Source organism: Micromonospora sp. NPDC023814, from assembly GCF_040639595.1.
Lineage (GTDB): Bacteria > Actinomycetota > Actinomycetes > Mycobacteriales > Micromonosporaceae > Micromonospora.
In genome coordinates, this window is the sequence record NZ_JBFAAF010000063.1 from 15,256 (window position 1) to 32,075 (window position 16,820).

Sequence of the window (16,820 nt, forward strand, 5' to 3'; positions counted from 1 at the left end):
GGGCGGGGGCGTGTCCGGGGCGGCGCACGGCGGCACCGGCCGCTAGTGTGCGGTCCGGCCCAGCAGCCACACCTCACGGGGGACCTGAGATGAAACCGCACAACCGACCACTGGCGCGGCTCGGCGCCGCCGCGCTGCTCGCCTCCGGCGCGTTCACCGCCGTCGGTACGCCGGCCCACGCCGCCGGCAGCGCCGCCGACCTGTCCGTCACCGCCGTCGTCGGCACCAAGGTGGCCGAGGGGACCCGGATCAAGACGGCGTACGCCAAGGTCACGAACAACGGCCCCGGCACGCCGTCCTCGCTCGTCGTCAAGGCCGACACCTCCAAGGTGGACCACTACGGCGAGGTGGCCTTCTTCCCGGCCGCCGGGGGTTGTTCCGGCGAGGGCGCGGACAAGCCGGTGCTGTGGACCTGCGTCGTGCCCGAGGAGCAGATCCCCGGGCCCGGGGAGACCGTCGAGCTGCCGATCGTCATGATCAAGCGGGTCCCCGACGTGGACGAGCCGTACTCCGCCCCGGTCACGCTGACCGTCGAGTCGCCGGACGACACCAACCCCGACAACAACTCGGCGACCGCCCAGATCGAGATCAGCAAGGAGAGCGGCGTCGACCTCGGCGTCGTGGTGCCCGACGTCAAGGAGCAACTCGCCTTCGACGACGTGCTGAAGGAGGACCCGCCGACCGGGCCGCTGAACCCCGGCGACGCGACCACGGTCCTCGCGTTCGTCGAGAACCAGGGCGACCGGATCGCCGACGGCCTCGACCTCAAGATCGCCCTGCCCAAGGGCGTGACCTTCGACGACAGCATCCAGGTCAAGGAGTGCGAGTACGCCGCCGACCTGCGGTCCGCCGACTGCCGGGCCGGGCTGCTCCAGTTGGCGCCGCGCGAGGGCGTTTTCGGCGCCTTCCCGGTGAAGGTCGCCGCCGGCGTCGAGGCGCCGGTCAGCCTGGCCGGCGGCGCGGTCACGGTCAGCGCGCGCGGTGAGCTTCCGGCGACCGAGGCGAACCTGGCCCGCAAGCGCTCGGCCCTGCCGTCGTTCCTGCACCGGCCGGGCGGTTCCCGCGCGGCGCAGGCCGGAGACGTCGACCCGACCGACAACCGCGACGACTTCGCCGTCGTGGTGACCGGCGGTGGCGAGGGTGGTGGCGACGACGAGGGTCCGCTGCCGGTGACCGGCGCGCAGACCGGCCTCGTCGTCGGGGTCGGCGGCGCGGTGCTGGTCGCCGGCGTGGCGATGTTCCTGGTGGCACGGCGGCGTCGGGTCGTCCTGGTGACTCCGGGCGACGAGAAGCCGACGGCCTGACGGCCGTCTGGCCGGCCCGTACGGGTCGGGCGCATGACGCGGACGGAGGGGGCGGGACGGGCGACCGTCCCGCCCCCTCCGTCCGTTCGACCGGCCCGGACGGACGGGTGAAAGATGATCCGCGTGCTGGCGCACCACGTCCAGCTTCGATACGGTCCGCTCGGTTCCGCAACCATTCGTTTCTTCCCTAACCCCCGGGGGACCGATGACCCTGTTCCACCGCTCGGCCCTGGCTCGCGCCGGCGCCGTGGCGCTCCTCGCGGCGGGCGGCCTGACCACCGTCGCCGTTCCGGCGTACGCCGCCGACCAGGCGGACCTCGCCCTGACGCCGACCAGCTCCCAGTTGGCCAAGGGCGTCAAGGCCGCGAAGGCCAAGCCGTTCAAGTTCACCGTCCAGAACCTCACCGACGGCGTCGACGCCAAGGACGTCACGGTGGAAGTCGACACCAGCGGCCTCAAGGCCAAGCGGGTCGGCTACGTCGTGCCGGACGGCTGCGAGGTGACCGGCAAGACCTTCACCTGCCTCCTCGGCGGCCTGCGGGGCGGCACCAGCGAGGACTTCGGCATCCCGTTGTTCAGCACCGGCGGCAGGGGCGACGGCGGCGTGCTGAAGGTGACGGTCAGTTCGGCCACCGGCGACCCGGACCTGAAGAACAACAAGGACATCGAAGTGCCGGTGACCGTGACGAAGCCGGGCTACGACCTCACCGCCTGGGTGCAGGACGTCCAGGCCAACGTCGTGGTCGACGGGGCGGTGACCGCCGAGCCCGACCTGAAGCCCGTACGCCGGGGCGAGACGGTCCCGCTGGACTGGGCGGTCTACAACGACGGCAGCCGGCCCGCGACCGGTCTCTCCTACGGCCTCATGCTCCCGTCGGGTGTGAGCTTCGTGACGCTGCCGGAGGGCTGCGTCGCGGACGAGTTCCTCGGCCGGGCGCGGGCGCTGTGCGAGGACGCCGGTGCGATCATCCGCCGGGGGCAGTACTACACCGCCGACGTGACGGTGAAGGTCGGCGACGACGTCACCGAGCCGGTGCTCCGGGAGGGTGACCTCTTCGCGTACGGGCTGGACGCCGCCGAGGGCGAGGCGGAGGTGGAGGCGCAGGTCGCCAGCCCGGCGCAGCGGAAGACCTTCACCGAGGCCGAGCCGATGGACAACCACGCGACCTTCGAGGCGTTCGTGGACCTGTCGGCCCAGCCGACGCCGAACCCGACCCCGAGCGGCGAGCCGACCCCGACCCCGACCACGACCCCGGGCGGCGGTGACGGCGACGGTGACGGCGGCGGGCTGCCGGTGACCGGCGTGCAGGCCGGCCTGATCGGCGGCATCGGCGCCGCCGTGCTGCTGGCCGGCGGCGCGCTGCTGCTGATCTCCCGGCGGCGCGACGTCGTCCTGGTCAACCCCGGCGACGAGAAGTCCACCGACTGACCTACGCCGCGCAGGGGCGGGGTGGGCGGCCTCCCCGCCCCTGTCGCGTACCCGCCGGTCGGCCGACCCGCCGGGCGTCGGCCGGAGCCGGGCTGGCAGAGTGGAGGGGTGAGCCGTACCCCGCCGGGCCAGCGCGCCGGCCTGGACAAGCAGCCGCACGAGGTCGCCGCGATGTTCGACGGCGTGGCGGCTCGTTACGACCTGACCAACACGGTGATGACGGCCGGCCGGGACCGGGCGTGGCGCCGGGCCACCCGGGAGGCGCTCGGGTTGCGCCCGGGCGAGCGGGTGCTCGACGTGGGCGCGGGCACCGGTGTCTCCACCGAGGAACTGGCCCGTTCCGGGGCGTACGCGGTCGGCGCCGACCTGTCGCTGGGCATGCTGCACGCCGGCAAGCGCACCCGTCCGGCGGTGCCGCTGCTGGCCGGCGACGCGCTGCGACTGCCCTTCGCCGACGGCGTCTTCGACGCGGTGACCATCTCGTTCGCGCTGCGCAACGTCGTCGACACCGAGGCCGCGCTGCGGGAGTTCGCCCGGGTCACCCGGCCTGGTGGCCGGCTGGTGATCTGCGAGCTGAGTCACCCCACCAACGCCGTCTTCCGCACCGCCTACCTGTCGTACCTCATGCGGTGGCTGCCGACGGCGGCGCGGGTGGTCTCCAGCAACCCCGACGCGTACGTCTACCTGATCGAGTCGATCCGGGCGTGGCCGGACCAGGCCGCGTTGGCGCAGCGGATCCAGGCGGCGGGCTGGGGCTCGGTGGCCTGGCGGAACCTGACCGGCGGCCTGGCGGCACTGCACCGGGCGGTCCGCGACTAGGCGGGGCACGGCGCCGGCCGGTCCCGCGCCATGAGCGGCGGCGCCCGCGCCGGACGGCCCGCTTCCGGGCGGCGGCCGGTGTCGGCGGGAGGCCGATCGGCGCGCCGTGCCCGCTGGGAAAGCGGCTGTTTCGTGAATATCCGTTTTTAGTCCACTTTGCGCCGTTAAGCTCGCCCCCATGACGCGACCAGAGCAGGCGGCCGGTGTGGATGCCACCGACGACGACGCCGCGGAACTCATCGCGCAGCTCAGGGAGCTGGCCGGCGCGGATCCCGCCGACGTCCGGCAGGTGGTGGCCGAGGTGCTGGCCGCGCTGGACCGCGCCGCCGGCGGCGCGCTGCGCGAGCACCTGCCCGAGACGATCCGGCTCGACGCCGGCCTGGGCGCGGCCGCTCCGGCCCGGCACTGACCCCCGGCGCCGACCATCGTCGGCATCCGGTTCTGACCTCGGCCGACGCCCGGTCCCGACCCCGACGGGCGGGTTTCCGGCAAGTTAGGTACCCCTGATCAGGCGTGGTTATGGCGCCGGTCATAGACTCCCCCCGTCTGGCTTGTGAAGGATTTCACGAGCATGCGGGAGGAGGCGCGAGATGACCACGGTGGAGCATGACGCCGACGTGATCGTCGTGGGCGCCGGTCCCGGTGGGTCGGCTACCGCGTACCACCTGGCTCGGCACGGCGTACGGGTGCTGCTGCTGGAGAAGACGGAGTTCCCCCGGGAGAAGGTCTGCGGCGACGGGTTGACCCCGCGTGCCGTGCGGCAGCTGATCCGGATGGGCGTGGACACCTCGCCCGAGGCGGGCTGGCTCCAGAACAAGGGCCTGCGGGTGATCGGCGGCGGCGTCCGGCTGGAGCTGGACTGGCCCGACCTGGCGAGCTTCCCCAACTACGGCCTGGTGCGCACCCGGCTGGACTTCGACGACCTGCTCGCCCAGCGGGCTGTCGCCGCCGGCGCCAAGCTGCGCACCAGCGTGAACGTCACCGGCCCGGTGCTCGACCCGGACGGCCGGGTCGTCGGCGTCGAGGCGGAGGTCGGCCCGGAGAAGGAGCCCGCCACCTTCCACGCCCCGCTGGTGGTCGCGGCCGACGGGGTCTCCGGCCGCTTCCCGCTCGCCCTCGGGCTGGCCAAGCGGGAGGACCGGCCGATCGGGGTCGCCGTCCGGCGCTACTACCGCTCGCGTGCCAAGCACGACGACAACTACCTGGAGTCCTGGCTGGAACTGCGCAGCAAGGACAGCGGCGACAACCTGCTGCCCGGGTACGGCTGGATCTTCGGGCTCGGCGACGGCCGGGTCAACGTCGGCCTCGGCGTGCTCAACTCCTCGTCCGCGTTCGGCAAGACGAACTACCGCCGGCTGCTCACCGACTGGCTGGCCAACACCCCGGCGGACTGGGGCATGACCGACGAGGCCAACGCGGAGGGGCCGATCCTCGGCGCCGCGCTGCCCATGGGCTTCAACCGGGTGCCGCACTACACCCGCGGCGTGATGCTGGTCGGCGACTCCGGCGGCATGGTCAACCCGTTCAACGGCGAGGGCATCGCGTACGCGATGGAGTCCGGTGAGATGGCCGCGGAGATCGCCGTGCAGGCCCTCGCGCGCCCGGCCGGCGCCGAGCGCGAGCGCGCCCTGACGGCCTACCCGGCGGAGCTGAAGGCTCGCTTCGGCGGCTACTACCGGCTCGGCGGCGTCTTCGTGAAGCTCATCGGCCGTCCCGAGATCATGCGGATGGCCACGAAGCACGGCATGCCGCACCCGATGTTGATGCGCTTCGTGCTCAAGCTGCTGGCCAACCTGACCGACCCCCGTGGCGGGGACGCGATGGACCGGGTCATCAACGCGATGACGAAGGTGGCACCAGCCGTGTGACGGCCGGGCTCGCGGCCGGCGACGACCGCGGCGCGGACAGAGATCGACCCCCCGGCGACAGCCGTCGCGGGGGACGTGAATAGTGTGATTTTCGTCAAGGACCAGGGGCAGGGAAGGACGAGCAGGAGAAAACGATGTCGCTCTCGCCTTACGCACCGATCATCGGGCTGTTCGCCCTCGCCGCGGGGTTCGCGCTGTTCTCCGTGGGCGCCGCCCGCTTCGCCGGTCCCCGGCGTTACAACAAGGCCAAGCTCGAGGCGTACGAGTGCGGCATCGAGCCCAGCCCGCAGCCGGTCGGCGGCGGCCGGTTCCCGATCAAGTTCTATCTGACGGCGATGCTCTTCATCGTCTTCGACATCGAGATCATCTTCCTCTTCCCCTGGGCGGTCTCGTTCGACGCCCTGCCGATCTTCGGCTTCGTGGAGATGGTCCTGTTCATCGTCGCGGTCTTCGTCGCGTACGCCTACGTCTGGCGGCGTGGCGGCCTGGACTGGGACTGAGGGAGGAACCTCAGATGGGTATCGAGGAGAAGCTCCCCGCAGGTGTCCTGCTCACCTCGGTGGAGAAGCTCGTCAACTGGTCGCGGAAGTCGTCGGTCTGGGGCGCCACCTTCGGCCTGGCCTGCTGCGCGATCGAGATGATGGCCGCCGGTGGCCCGCACTACGACATGGGTCGCTGGGGCATGGAGGTCTTCCGGGCCTCGCCCCGCCAGGCCGACCTGATGATCGTGGCCGGCCGGGTGAGCCAGAAGATGGCCCCGGTGCTGCGCCAGATCTACGACCAGATGGCGGAGCCCCGCTGGGTCATCTCGATGGGCGTCTGCGCCAGCAGCGGCGGCATGTTCAACAACTACGCCATCGTGCAGGGCGTCGACCACGTCGTCCCGGTGGACATGTACCTCCCCGGCTGCCCGCCCCGGCCCGAGATGCTCATCGACGCGGTCCTCAAGCTGCGCGAGAAGATCATGCACGAGCCGCTCGGCCCGAACGGCCGCAAGATGCTCGAGGCGCGCAAGGAGCGCGGTGACGTCCCGGTCGTCCCGTACGGCTCGATGCCGTCGTCGTACCGCAGCGACAAGGCCCGGCGGGCCGAGTGGACCAAGGCGGTCCGCGAGGGCCGCGAGGAGCAGCTGCGGATCGAGAACTGGATGAAGGCCCAGAACCACCTGCAGCACGGGGGCGTCAAGTGACCGCACCTAACCACAAGGCGAACGACGGCGTGCCGGTGCCGGTGACGCCGGCCGGCGCCACCAGCGGGGCCCCGGCCGAGCACCCGCCGGCCAGCCCGGCGGGCCGGGGAATGTTCGGCAACCAGGGCTCCGGCGACGTCTCCGGCTTCGGCGGCCTGGTCCGGCAGCGCCGGACCATCGAGGACGCCCCCCGGCCGTACGGGAGCTACTTCGACGAGGTCCGCGACGCGCTGGAGGAGGCGTACCCGGCCTTCGGCGACGCCATCGAGAAGGTCGTGGTCGACCGGGGCGAGCTGACCCTGCACGTACGCCCCGAGCGGATCGCCGAGGTCTGCCAGGTGATGCGGGACGACCTGGCGCTCCGCTTCGAGCTGTGCTCCTCGGTGTCCGGCGTGGACTACCTGGGCGCCGACTCCCGCCGGCTGCACGTCGTCTACCAGCTCACCTCGATGACCTACCGCCGCCGGGTGCGGCTGGAGGCCGCGGTGTCCGCCGAGGACCCGCACCTGCCGAGCGTCACCTCGGTCTACCCGACGGCGGACTGGCAGGAGCGCGAGACGTACGACATGTTCGGCGTCGTCTTCGACGGCCACCCCAGCCTGACCCGGATCCTCATGCCGGACGACTGGGAGGGCTTCCCGCAGCGCAAGGACTACCCGCTCGGCGGCGTGCCCGTCGAGTACAAGGGCGCTGAAATTCCACCGCCGGACCAGCGGAGGTCGTACCAGTGACCACGTCGAACTACGCCACCGAGCGCGACACCACCGAGGGCAAGGTCTTCACCGTCACCGGTGGCGACTGGGACAGCGTCGTGTCGGGCACCGACCCCATCAACGACGAGCGGATCGTCGTCAACATGGGCCCGCAGCACCCGTCGACGCACGGCGTGCTCCGGCTGATCCTGGAGCTGGAGGGCGAGACGGTCCGCGAGGCCCGCTCGGTCGTCGGCTACCTGCACACCGGCATCGAGAAGAACCTCGAATACCGCAACTGGGTCCAGGGCAGCACCTTCGTGACCCGGATGGACTACCTCTCCCCGCTGTTCAACGAGACGGCGTACGCGCTGGCGGTGGAGAGGCTGCTCGGGATCGAGGAGCAGGTCACCGAGCGGGCGACCACCATCCGCGTGCTGATGATGGAGCTGAACCGGATCTCCTCGCACCTGGTCTGGGTGGCCACCACCGCCATGGAACTGGGCGCGATCAACATGATGCTCTACGGCTTCCGCGAGCGTGAGTACATCCTGGAGATCTTCGAGATCATCACCGGCCTGCGGATGAACCACGCGTACGTCCGGCCGGGCGGCGTGGCCCAGGACGTGCCGGACGAGGCGATCGTCAAGATCCGCGAGTTCCTGAAGCTGCTGCCGAAGCGGCTGAAGGAGTACGAGGACCTCCTCTCCGGGCAGCCGATCTGGCTGGAGCGGACGAAGAACGTCGCGGTGCTCGACGTGACGGGCTGCCTCGCGCTCGGCGTGACCGGCCCGGTGCTGCGCTCCGCCGGCCTCGCCTGGGACCTGCGCAAGACGATGCCGTACTGCGGCTACGAGACGTACGAGTTCGACGTGCCGACGCACACCGACGGCGACGTGTGGGGCCGCTACCTGGTCCGGCTCGCCGAGATCCGGGAGTCGCTCAAGCTCGTCGAGCAGGCGCTGGACCGCCTCCGGCCGGGCCCGGTGATGGTGGCCGACAAGAAGATCGCCTGGCCGGCGCAGCTCGCCATCGGCGTCGACGGCATGGGCAACTCGCTGGAGCACGTCGCGAAGATCATGGGTCAGTCGATGGAGTCGCTGATCCACCACTTCAAGCTCGTCACCGAGGGTTTCCGGGTGCCGCCGGGCCAGGTCTACGTCGGCATCGAGTCGCCGCGCGGCGAGTTGGGCGTGCACGCCGTCTCCGACGGCGGCACCCGGCCGTACCGGGTGCACTACCGCGAACCGAGCTTCGTCAACCTCCAGGCCCTCCCGGCGATGGCCGAGGGCGGCCTGATCGCCGACGTGATCGCCGGCGGCGCCTCGCTGGACCCCGTGATGGGTGGGTGTGACAGGTGAGCGCGAGGAGTGAGCTTGCCAGCCCCAGCCGCCCGCGCGAGGAGCGAGCGGAGCGAGCCCCGCAGTCGCGGGCAGAGATCTGCGCAGTCGCGAACGGAAGGCGACGCTGATGAGTGCTTTCACCGAAGAGACCCGCGAACGGGCCCGGGAGATCATCGCCCGGTACCCGGCCGACCGGTCCCGGTCGGCGCTGCTGCCGCTGCTGCACCTGGTGCAGGCCGAGGAGGGTTACGTCTCGCCGGCCGGCGTGGAGTTCTGCGCCGAGGTGCTGGGCCTGAACAAGGCCCAGGTCGGCGCGGTGGCCACCTTCTACACCATGTACAAGCGCCGGCCGACCGGCGACTACCTGGTGAGCGTGTGCACCAACACGATGTGCAACGTGCTCGGCGGCCAGGAGGTCTACGACACCCTCGCCGAGCACCTCGGCGTGGGGCACGACGAGACCACCACCGACGGGAAGATCACCCTGGAGCACGCCGAGTGCCTGGCGGCCTGCGACTACGGGCCGGTGATGACCGTCAACTACGACTTCTTCGACGGAGTGGACCCGCAGACCGCGCTCGGCGTGGTCGACGAGCTGCGCGCCGGGGGCCGGCCGATGCCGACCCGGGGCGCCCGGCTCTGCACGCTCAAGGAGATGGCGGTGCAGCTCGCCGGCTTCGCCGACGAGCGCGAGGGCGCGGTGGCCGACGGCGGGCCGGGAGAGCCCACCCTGCGCGGGCTGCGGCTGGCGCAGCAGCACGGCATCTCGGTGCCGGGCTTCGACCCGAACACCCCGATCCGCAGCAAGGCCGAGGCCGACAGGGCCGCCGCCGAGGCGAAGGCCAGGAGCGAGGCCGCCGCGAAGCCGGCTCCCGCCCCGGCCGCGAGCGGCAACGGCGCCGGGCCCGCCGGCAAGGCGGGCAACGCGGGCGCCGGCGAGCCGGCCCCGGCGGCCGAGGCAGCCGGGAGCACCACCCGGGACGTGAAGGCGCCGGACGACAAGTCGCCAGAGGTGCGGGCCGCCGAGACCCGCCAGCCGGACGCGCGGACGGCCGTGCCGGAGGCCCCCGGCACCAAGGTCCCCGCCGACGGCGTGCCGCCGGCGCCCCGCGACGCCCAGGCGGCGGAGGCCGCCGGAGCCGCGGCCAACGCGCCGGCCGGCGACGGCAAGCCCGCCGGCGACGAGGCCAGGGCGCAGGAGCGCAACCTCAAGGAAGCCGAGGCGGGGGCCGGCGCCGGTGGCGCGGGCTCCGCCCGCGCGAGCGAGACGGGGGTCCAGAAGTGACCACTCCCCGGCCGGAGACCCTGGCCAAGCTGACGCCGGTGCTCACCAAGCGCTGGCTGTCGCCGGACGCGTGGCGGATCGGCACCTACGAGAAGCTCGACGGCTACGCGGCGCTGCGCAAGGCGCTCCGGGCCCACCCGGACGACCTCATCCAGCTGGTCAAGGACTCCGGGCTGCGCGGTCGCGGCGGCGCGGGCTTCCCGACCGGTCTCAAGTGGGGGTTCATCCCGCAGGGCGACGGCAAGCCGCACTACCTCGTGGTCAACGCCGACGAGGGCGAGCCGGGCACCTGCAAGGACCTGCCGCTGATGACGCACGACCCGCACTCGCTCGTCGAGGGCGTGATCATCGCGTCGTACGCGATCCGGGCCAACCGCGCCTACATCTACATCCGGGGCGAGGCGGTGCACGCCGCGCGCCGGCTGCGCAACGCCGTGCAGGAGGCGTACGCCCGGGGCTACCTCGGCCGGAACATCCAGGGCAGCGGCTTCGACCTGGACCTGGTGGTGCACTCGGGCGCCGGGGCGTACATCTGCGGCGAGGAGACCGCGCTGCTGGACTCGCTGGAGGGCTTCCGGGGCCAGCCCCGGCTGCGCCCGCCGTTCCCGGCGACCCACGGCCTGTACGCGAGCCCGACCGTCGTCAACAACGTCGGCACCATCGCGAGCGTGCCGTACATCGTGCTGGGCGGCGCGGACTGGTGGAAGACCATGGGCACGGAGAAGTCCTCCGGCCCGATGATCTACTCGCTCTCCGGCCGGATCGCCAACCCCGGCCAGTTCGAGTGCACCATGGGCGTCACCCTCCGGGAACTGATCGAGCTGGCCGGCGGCATGCAGCCCGGCCACAACCTGAGGTTCTGGACGCCGGGCGGCTCGTCGACGCCGCTGCTCACCGCCGAGCACCTGGACGTGCCGCTGGACTTCGAGGGGGTGGCGGCGGCCGGTTCGATCCTCGGCACCACGGCCACCCAGATCTTCTCCGACCAGGACTGCCCGGTCTACGCGACCTACCGGTGGCTGGAGTTCTACCACCACGAGTCGTGCGGCAAGTGCACCCCGTGCCGCGAGGGCAACTACTGGATGGTCCGGGTCTACCGGCGGATCCTCGCCGGCCAGGGCACCCACGAGGACCTGGACACCCTGCTCGACACCTGCGACAACATCCTCGGCCGCTCGTTCTGCGGCCTGGGTGACGGTGCGACCAGCTCGGTGACCTCGTCGCTGAAGTACTTCAAGCAGGACTACCTCGACTACATCGAGGGACGTACCGCGCCGAAGCTGTCGGACAAGCAGCTGGTGGGAGCGCACTAATGACTGACGTCGTCAAGCAGACCGAGACCGTCACCCTCACCATCGACGGCGTCGAGGTCACCGCCCCGAAGGGGGCGCTGCTGATCCGGGTCGCCGAGCAGTTGGGCACCGAGATCCCCCGGTTCTGCGACCACCCGCTGCTGGCCCCGGCCGGCGCGTGCCGGCAGTGCCTGGTCGAGGTGGAGGGGCAGCGCAAGCCGGTCGCCTCCTGCACCCAGACCGTCGCCGACGGCATGGTGGTACGCACGCAGCTCACCTCCCCGGTCGCCAAGAAGGCGCAGGAGGGGGTCATGGAGCTGCTGCTGCTCAACCACCCGCTCGACTGCCCCATGTGCGACAAGGGCGGCGAGTGCCCGCTGCAGAACCAGGCGATGTCGACCGGTCGCGCCGACTCGCGGTTCCACGAGCACAAGCGGGAGTACCCGAAGCCGCTGCCGATCAGCACCCAGGTGCTGCTCGACCGCGAGCGCTGCGTGCTCTGCCAGCGCTGCACCCGGTTCTCGGAGGAGATCGCCGGCGACAAGTTCATCGACCTGATGGGCCGGTCGTCCGCCGAGGAGATCAACATCTACCGGGACGAGGAGTACGGCGAGGAGGGCGACTCCGGTGACGTGCCCTTCAACTCGTACTTCTCCGGGAACACGGTGCAGATCTGCCCGGTCGGCGCGCTGACCGGCACGCAGTACCGGTTCCGGGCCCGGCCGTTCGACCTGGTCTCGACGCCGAGCGTGTGCGAGCACTGCTCGGCCGGCTGCGCCCAGCGCACCGACTGGCGGCGGGGCAAGGTGCTGCGCCGGCTGGCCGGCGACGACCCGCAGGTCAACGAGGAGTGGAACTGCGACAAGGGGCGGTGGGGCTTCCAGTACACCCGCGCCTTCGACCGGCTCACCACCCCGCTGGTCCGCGACGAGCGCACCGGCGAGTTGCGCGAGGCGTCGTGGAGCGAGGCGCTGGCCGTCGCCGCCGAGGGGCTGCGCGCGGCGCGGGACGGCCGGGGCACGGCGGTGCTGACCGGTGGCCGGCTGACCGTCGAGGACGCCTACGCGTACGCGAAGTTCGCCCGGGTCGCGCTGAACACCAACGACATCGACTTCCGGGCCCGGCCGGTCTCCCGCGAGGAGACCGACTTCCTGGCCAGCTCGGTCGCCGGGGTCACGGACGTCACGTACGCCGACGTGGAGAACGCGCCGGCCGTGGTGCTGGTCGGGTTGGAGCCGGAGGAGGAGTGCCCGATCCTCTTCCTGCGGCTGCGTAAGGCGCACCTCAAGAAGAAGCTGACGGTGTACGCGATCGCGCCGTTCGCCACCCGCGGCCTGGAGAAGCTCGGCGCCAAGCTGGCCCGGGTGGTGCCGGGCGAGGAGGCGACCGTGCTCGCCGAGCACGCCACGGTCGCCGAGGCGCTGAGCGCCGAGGGCGCGATCCTGATCGTCGGCGAGCGGCTGGCGAGCGTGCCGGGCGGCCTCTCCGCGGCGGCCGACGTCGCCCGGCGCACCGGCGCGAAGCTGGCCTGGGTGCCGCGGCGCGCGGGTGACCGCGGCGCGGTCGACACGGGCTGCCTGCCCAACCTGCTCCCCGGCGGTCGCCTGGTCACCGAGCCTGCCGCCCGGGCCGAGCTGGGCGAGGCGTGGGACATCGCGGCCGGGGTGATCCCGAGCCAGGCCGGTCGGGACACCGACGGCATCCTCGCCGCCGCCGCCGGCGGCCAGCTCGGCGCGCTGGTGGTGGCCGGGGTCGACCCGGCCGACCTGGCCGACCCGCGGCTGGCCGAGGCGGCCCTCGACGCGGTGCCGTTCCTGGTCAGCCTGGAGCAGCGGATGAGCGCGGTGGCCCGCCGGGCCGACGTGGTCCTCCCGGTGGCCCCGGTGGCCGAGAAGGCCGGCAGCTTCCTGGACTGGGAGGGCCGGCTGCGCACCTTCGAGGCGGTGCTGCGGACCGCCGCGATGACCGACGGCCGGGTGCTGGACGCGCTCGCCGCGCAGCTCGACGTGCAGCTCGGCACCGGGGACGTGCTCAGCGTCCGCCGCGAGCTGGGCGCGCTGCCGCGCACCCGCACCGACCGGCCCGGCGCCCCGGCGGTGGAGCCGGCCGCGGTGCCGCAGCCGGGCGCCGGCGAGGCCGTGCTCGCGACCTGGCACCAGCTGGTCGACCTGGGCAGCCTCACCGACGGCGACGAGCACCTCGCGGGCACCGCCCGCCCGCCGGTGGTCCGGCTGGGCAAGGGCACCGCGGAGGCGCTCGGCGTCGCCGACGGCGACCCGGTGACGGTGGGCACCGACCGGGGGGCGCTGACCCTGCCGGCGGCGATCACCGAGATGCCGGACGGCGTCGTCTGGCTGCCGACCAACTCGCCCGGCTCGACCGTGCGGCGCAGTCTCGGCGCGACGTCCGGCGCGGTCGTCCGGATCTCCGTTCCCGCCCCGACCGGGGCGACGCCGGAGGCCGGCGGGGTCGCCGCGGACGCGGCCGGCCGTCCGGGCCCGCTCCTCAACGCAGGGGGTGCAATCCAGTGAACGCGGTCTACCTGGCCCAGGATCCGACGCTGGCCGACTTCGGCCGGGACCCCTGGTGGCTGGTCCTCGGCAAGATCGTCTTCGCCTTCGCCTTCGGTCTGCTCGCCACCCTGCTCGGCGTCTGGTTCGAGCGACGGGTCGTGGGCCGCATGGCCGTGCGGCCCGGCCCCAACCAGGTCGGCCCGTTCGGCCTGCTGCAGACCCTCGCCGACGGCCTGAAGATGGCCTTCAAGGAGGACATCCTGCCGAAGGCGGCCGACAAGGTCGTCTACTTCTTCGCCCCGACCATCTCGGTGATCTGCGCGGTCACCGCGCTGTCGGTGGTGCCGTTCGGCCCGATGGTGAGCATCTTCGGCCACTCGACGCCGCTGCAGGTCACCGACGTGCCGGTGGCGGTGCTGGTGCTACTGGTCTGCTCGTCGATGGGCATCTACGGCATCGTGCTCGGCGGCTGGGCCTCCGGCTCGACCTACCCGCTGCTCGGCGGCCTGCGCTCCACCGCCCAGATGATCTCGTACGAGGTCGCGATGGGCCTGAGCATCGTGGCGGTGTTCATGACCGCCGGCACGATGTCCACCAGCGGGATCGTCGCCGCCCAGGCGGACGGCACCCGGCTGAGCATCGCGGGCGTCGAGGTCCCGGCCCCCGGCTGGTACGCGATCCTGCTGCTGCCCAGCTTCGTCATCTTCTTCATCGCCACGGTCGGCGAGACCAACCGCGCGCCGTTCGACCTGCCCGAGGCGGAGTCCGAGCTGGTCGCGGGCTTCATGACGGAATACAGCTCGCTGAAGTTCGCGCTCTTCATGCTCAGCGAGTACGTCTCGATGGTCACCATGTCCGCGGTCACCACGACGCTCTTCCTGGGCGGCTGGCGGGCCCCGGCGCCGATCACCACCATCTGGGCCGGCGCCAACTCCGGCTGGTGGCCGATGCTCTGGTTCTTCGCCAAGGTCGTCCTGCTGGTCTTCGTCTTCGTCTGGCTGCGGGGCACGCTGCCCCGGCTGCGCTACGACCAGTTCATGCGCTTCGGCTGGAAGGTGCTGCTCCCGATCAACCTGGTCTGGATCCTGGTCCTGGCCGGCCTGCGCTCGATCGAGGACTGGGACTCGCGCAGCAAGCTGATCGCGGTCGGCATCCCCGCCGGCATCCTGCTGCTCGCCACGCTGCTGTGGCCGAGCCGGAAGCCGGAGCCGAAGCCCACCGTCCAGGAACAGGTCGACAACCGGCCGCACGGGAGCTTCCCGCTGCCCCCGATGGACCTGCAGGTACCACCGAGCCCGCGCACCAGGCGCGTGGTCGCCGAGCGGGAGCCGGCCAACATCGCCGCCGGCTCGGACTCCAGGGAGGTGTGACGTGGGCGCGATCACCGGAACGTTCAAGGGCTTCGGTGTCACCTTCTCGCACATGTTCAAGAAGGTCGTCACCACCGACTACCCGTTCAAGCCGCCGGTCTCGGCGCCGCGCTACCACGGACGGCACATCCTGAACCGGCACCCGGACGGGCTGGAGAAGTGCATCGGGTGCGAGCTGTGCGCCTGGGCCTGCCCGGCGGACGCGATCTACGTCGAGGGTGGCGACAACACCGACGAGCAGCGCTTCTCGCCGGGTGAGCGGTACGCCAGCGTCTACCAGATCAACTACGCCCGGTGCATCTTCTGCGGGCTCTGCATCGAGGCCTGCCCGACCCGTTCGCTGACGATGAGCAACGAGTACGAGCTGGCCCGGGACAGCCGGCAGGACCTGATCTTCACGAAGGAGCAGCTGCTCGCGCCGCTGCTGCCGGGCATGGAGCAGCCGCCGCACCCGATGCGGCTGGGCGACAGCGAGAAGGACTACTACGTCGGCGCGCTGACCAACCCGGGCACCTCGGCCGGCGCGGAGCACTCGGCCAACAACCCGGGCCGGTACCAGGTGGAGGAGCACCCCGGCGTGACCTTCCCCGGCGCCGAGCAGCACGCCCGGCGGGCCGCGGCCGGCAAGGGGGACGGAGCATGACCACGCAGACGGTGCTCGCCGCGGCGGGCGGGGTCTCCGGTGGGGAGCAGGTCACGTTCTGGATCCTGGCCCCGCTGGCGCTGATCGGCGCGATCGGCATGGTCGCGGCGCGCAACGCCGTGCACTCGGCGCTCTGGCTGGTGCTGACCATGCTCTGCCTGGGCGTGTTCTACGTGCTCCAGGCCGGGCCGTTCATCGGCATGGTGCAGATCATCGTCTACACCGGCGCGATCATGATGCTCTTCCTGTTCGTGCTGATGCTGGTGGGCCGGGACGCCTCGGACTCGCTGATCGAGACGCTCCGCGGCCAGCGGGTCGCGGCGGTGGTGCTCGGGCTCGGCTTCGCCGGCCTCGTCGGCGGCGGGCTCTGGCGCGCGCTGGAGGGCACCACGGCCGTCGGCCTGGAGCAGGCCAACGCCGAGGGCAACGTGCAGGGCATCGCCCGGCTGCTGTTCACCAAGTACGTCTTCGCGTTCGAGCTCACCTCGGCGCTGCTCATCACCGCCGCGGTCGGCGCGATGGTGCTGGCGCACATCGAGCGGCGCAAGCAGGACAAGCTGGACCAGCCGACGACCATGCGGGCGCGCTTCCGGCCTGGCAACTACCCGGGCCCGAAGCCCGGCCCGGGCGTCTACGCGACCTCGTCCTCGGTGGCCACCCCGGCCCGCCTGCCCGACGGCCGGCTGACCGAGGTGAGCACCCCCGACATCCTGCCGGTGCGCGAGCTCACCGACCGGGAGACCTCGCTGAAGGGGACCGAGAAATGACGCCCGACTACTACCTGGTGCTGGCCGCGGTGCTGTTCACCATCGGCGCGGCCGGTGTGCTGATCCGGCGCAACGCGATCGTGCTGTTCATGTGCATCGAGCTGATGCTCAACGCGGCCAACCTGACGCTGGTCACCTTCAGCCGGATCAACGGTGACCTCAACGGCCAGATCATGGCGTTCTTCGTGATGGTGGTGGCGGCGGCCGAGGTCGTGGTCGGGCTCGCCATCATCATGGCGATCTTCCGGACCCGGCGCTCCGCGAGCGTCGACGACGCCAACCTGCTGAAGTACTGAGGGGTCCTGC

Annotated in this window: 16 protein-coding genes; all 16 read left to right on the forward strand. The window is 72.0% G+C overall.

Going from position 1 to position 16,820, the window contains the following annotated elements; translation table 11 throughout:
- The first annotated feature begins 89 nt into the window (after positions 1 to 89).
- The 16 genes from AB0G14_RS26985 to nuoK all read left to right on the forward strand — a co-directional run bounded on the left by AB0G14_RS26985 (position 90) and on the right by nuoK (position 16,810).
- Entirely contained in the window at positions 90 to 1,304 is a 1,215-nt protein-coding gene (locus AB0G14_RS26985) for an LPXTG cell wall anchor domain-containing protein (RefSeq protein ID WP_357702010.1), read from the forward strand.
- A gap of 205 nt (positions 1,305 to 1,509) precedes the next feature.
- Complete coding sequence (locus tag AB0G14_RS26990) at positions 1,510 to 2,733, forward strand: cell wall anchor protein (RefSeq protein ID WP_357702012.1); 1,224 nt, start codon at positions 1,510 to 1,512, stop codon at positions 2,731 to 2,733.
- 108 nt (positions 2,734 to 2,841) lie between these two features.
- Positions 2,842 to 3,552, forward strand: coding sequence for a demethylmenaquinone methyltransferase (locus AB0G14_RS26995; protein ID WP_357702014.1), 711 nt, complete (start codon positions 2,842 to 2,844; stop codon positions 3,550 to 3,552).
- Between the two features lie 178 nt (positions 3,553 to 3,730).
- Entirely contained in the window at positions 3,731 to 3,961 is a 231-nt protein-coding gene (locus AB0G14_RS27000) for a hypothetical protein (protein WP_357702016.1), read from the forward strand.
- A gap of 181 nt (positions 3,962 to 4,142) precedes the next feature.
- A complete protein-coding gene (locus AB0G14_RS27005; RefSeq protein WP_357702018.1) occupies positions 4,143 to 5,420 on the forward strand; it encodes a geranylgeranyl reductase family protein in 1,278 nt (425 codons plus the stop codon).
- A gap of 134 nt (positions 5,421 to 5,554) precedes the next feature.
- A complete protein-coding gene (locus AB0G14_RS27010; RefSeq protein WP_350701881.1) occupies positions 5,555 to 5,920 on the forward strand; it encodes an NADH-quinone oxidoreductase subunit A in 366 nt (121 codons plus the stop codon).
- A 14-nt stretch (positions 5,921 to 5,934) separates the two neighbouring features.
- Entirely contained in the window at positions 5,935 to 6,609 is a 675-nt protein-coding gene (locus AB0G14_RS27015; protein WP_350701880.1) for an NADH-quinone oxidoreductase subunit B family protein, read from the forward strand.
- The gene (locus AB0G14_RS27020) at positions 6,606 to 7,340 is read left to right on the forward strand and encodes an NADH-quinone oxidoreductase subunit C (RefSeq protein WP_357702022.1); all 735 of its coding nucleotides are present in this window, start codon (positions 6,606 to 6,608) and stop codon (positions 7,338 to 7,340) included. The genes AB0G14_RS27015 and AB0G14_RS27020 overlap by 4 nt, the downstream gene beginning before the upstream one ends.
- Positions 7,337 to 8,662, forward strand: coding sequence for an NADH-quinone oxidoreductase subunit D (locus AB0G14_RS27025; protein ID WP_357702024.1), 1,326 nt, complete (start codon positions 7,337 to 7,339; stop codon positions 8,660 to 8,662). The genes AB0G14_RS27020 and AB0G14_RS27025 overlap by 4 nt, the downstream gene beginning before the upstream one ends.
- Before the next feature lie 106 nt (positions 8,663 to 8,768).
- Positions 8,769 to 9,929 carry an NADH-quinone oxidoreductase subunit NuoE gene (nuoE, locus tag AB0G14_RS27030; protein ID WP_357702059.1) on the forward strand — a complete coding sequence of 387 codons (1,161 nt, stop codon included), beginning with the start codon at positions 8,769 to 8,771 and terminating at the stop codon, positions 9,927 to 9,929.
- Complete coding sequence (gene nuoF / locus AB0G14_RS27035) at positions 9,926 to 11,242, forward strand: NADH-quinone oxidoreductase subunit NuoF (protein WP_357702027.1); 1,317 nt, start codon at positions 9,926 to 9,928, stop codon at positions 11,240 to 11,242. Before nuoE ends, nuoF begins: the two co-directional genes overlap by 4 nt.
- Positions 11,242 to 13,752, forward strand: coding sequence for an NADH-quinone oxidoreductase subunit G (locus tag AB0G14_RS27040; protein ID WP_357702029.1), 2,511 nt, complete (start codon positions 11,242 to 11,244; stop codon positions 13,750 to 13,752). The genes nuoF and AB0G14_RS27040 overlap by 1 nt, the downstream gene beginning before the upstream one ends.
- A complete protein-coding gene (nuoH, locus tag AB0G14_RS27045) occupies positions 13,749 to 15,104 on the forward strand; it encodes an NADH-quinone oxidoreductase subunit NuoH (RefSeq protein WP_357702031.1) in 1,356 nt (451 codons plus the stop codon). The genes AB0G14_RS27040 and nuoH overlap by 4 nt, the downstream gene beginning before the upstream one ends.
- 1 nt (position 15,105) lies before the next feature.
- On the forward strand, positions 15,106 to 15,747 hold the full coding sequence (nuoI, locus tag AB0G14_RS27050; protein ID WP_357702034.1) for an NADH-quinone oxidoreductase subunit NuoI: 642 nt from the start codon (positions 15,106 to 15,108) through the stop codon (positions 15,745 to 15,747).
- Positions 15,744 to 16,514 (forward strand): NADH-quinone oxidoreductase subunit J, encoded by a 771-nt coding sequence (locus AB0G14_RS27055; protein ID WP_357702037.1) that lies wholly within the window; start codon positions 15,744 to 15,746, stop codon positions 16,512 to 16,514. The genes nuoI and AB0G14_RS27055 overlap by 4 nt, the downstream gene beginning before the upstream one ends.
- Positions 16,511 to 16,810, forward strand: coding sequence for an NADH-quinone oxidoreductase subunit NuoK (gene nuoK, locus AB0G14_RS27060; protein WP_357702039.1), 300 nt, complete (start codon positions 16,511 to 16,513; stop codon positions 16,808 to 16,810). The genes AB0G14_RS27055 and nuoK overlap by 4 nt, the downstream gene beginning before the upstream one ends.
- Positions 16,811 to 16,820: the final 10 nt, after the last annotated feature.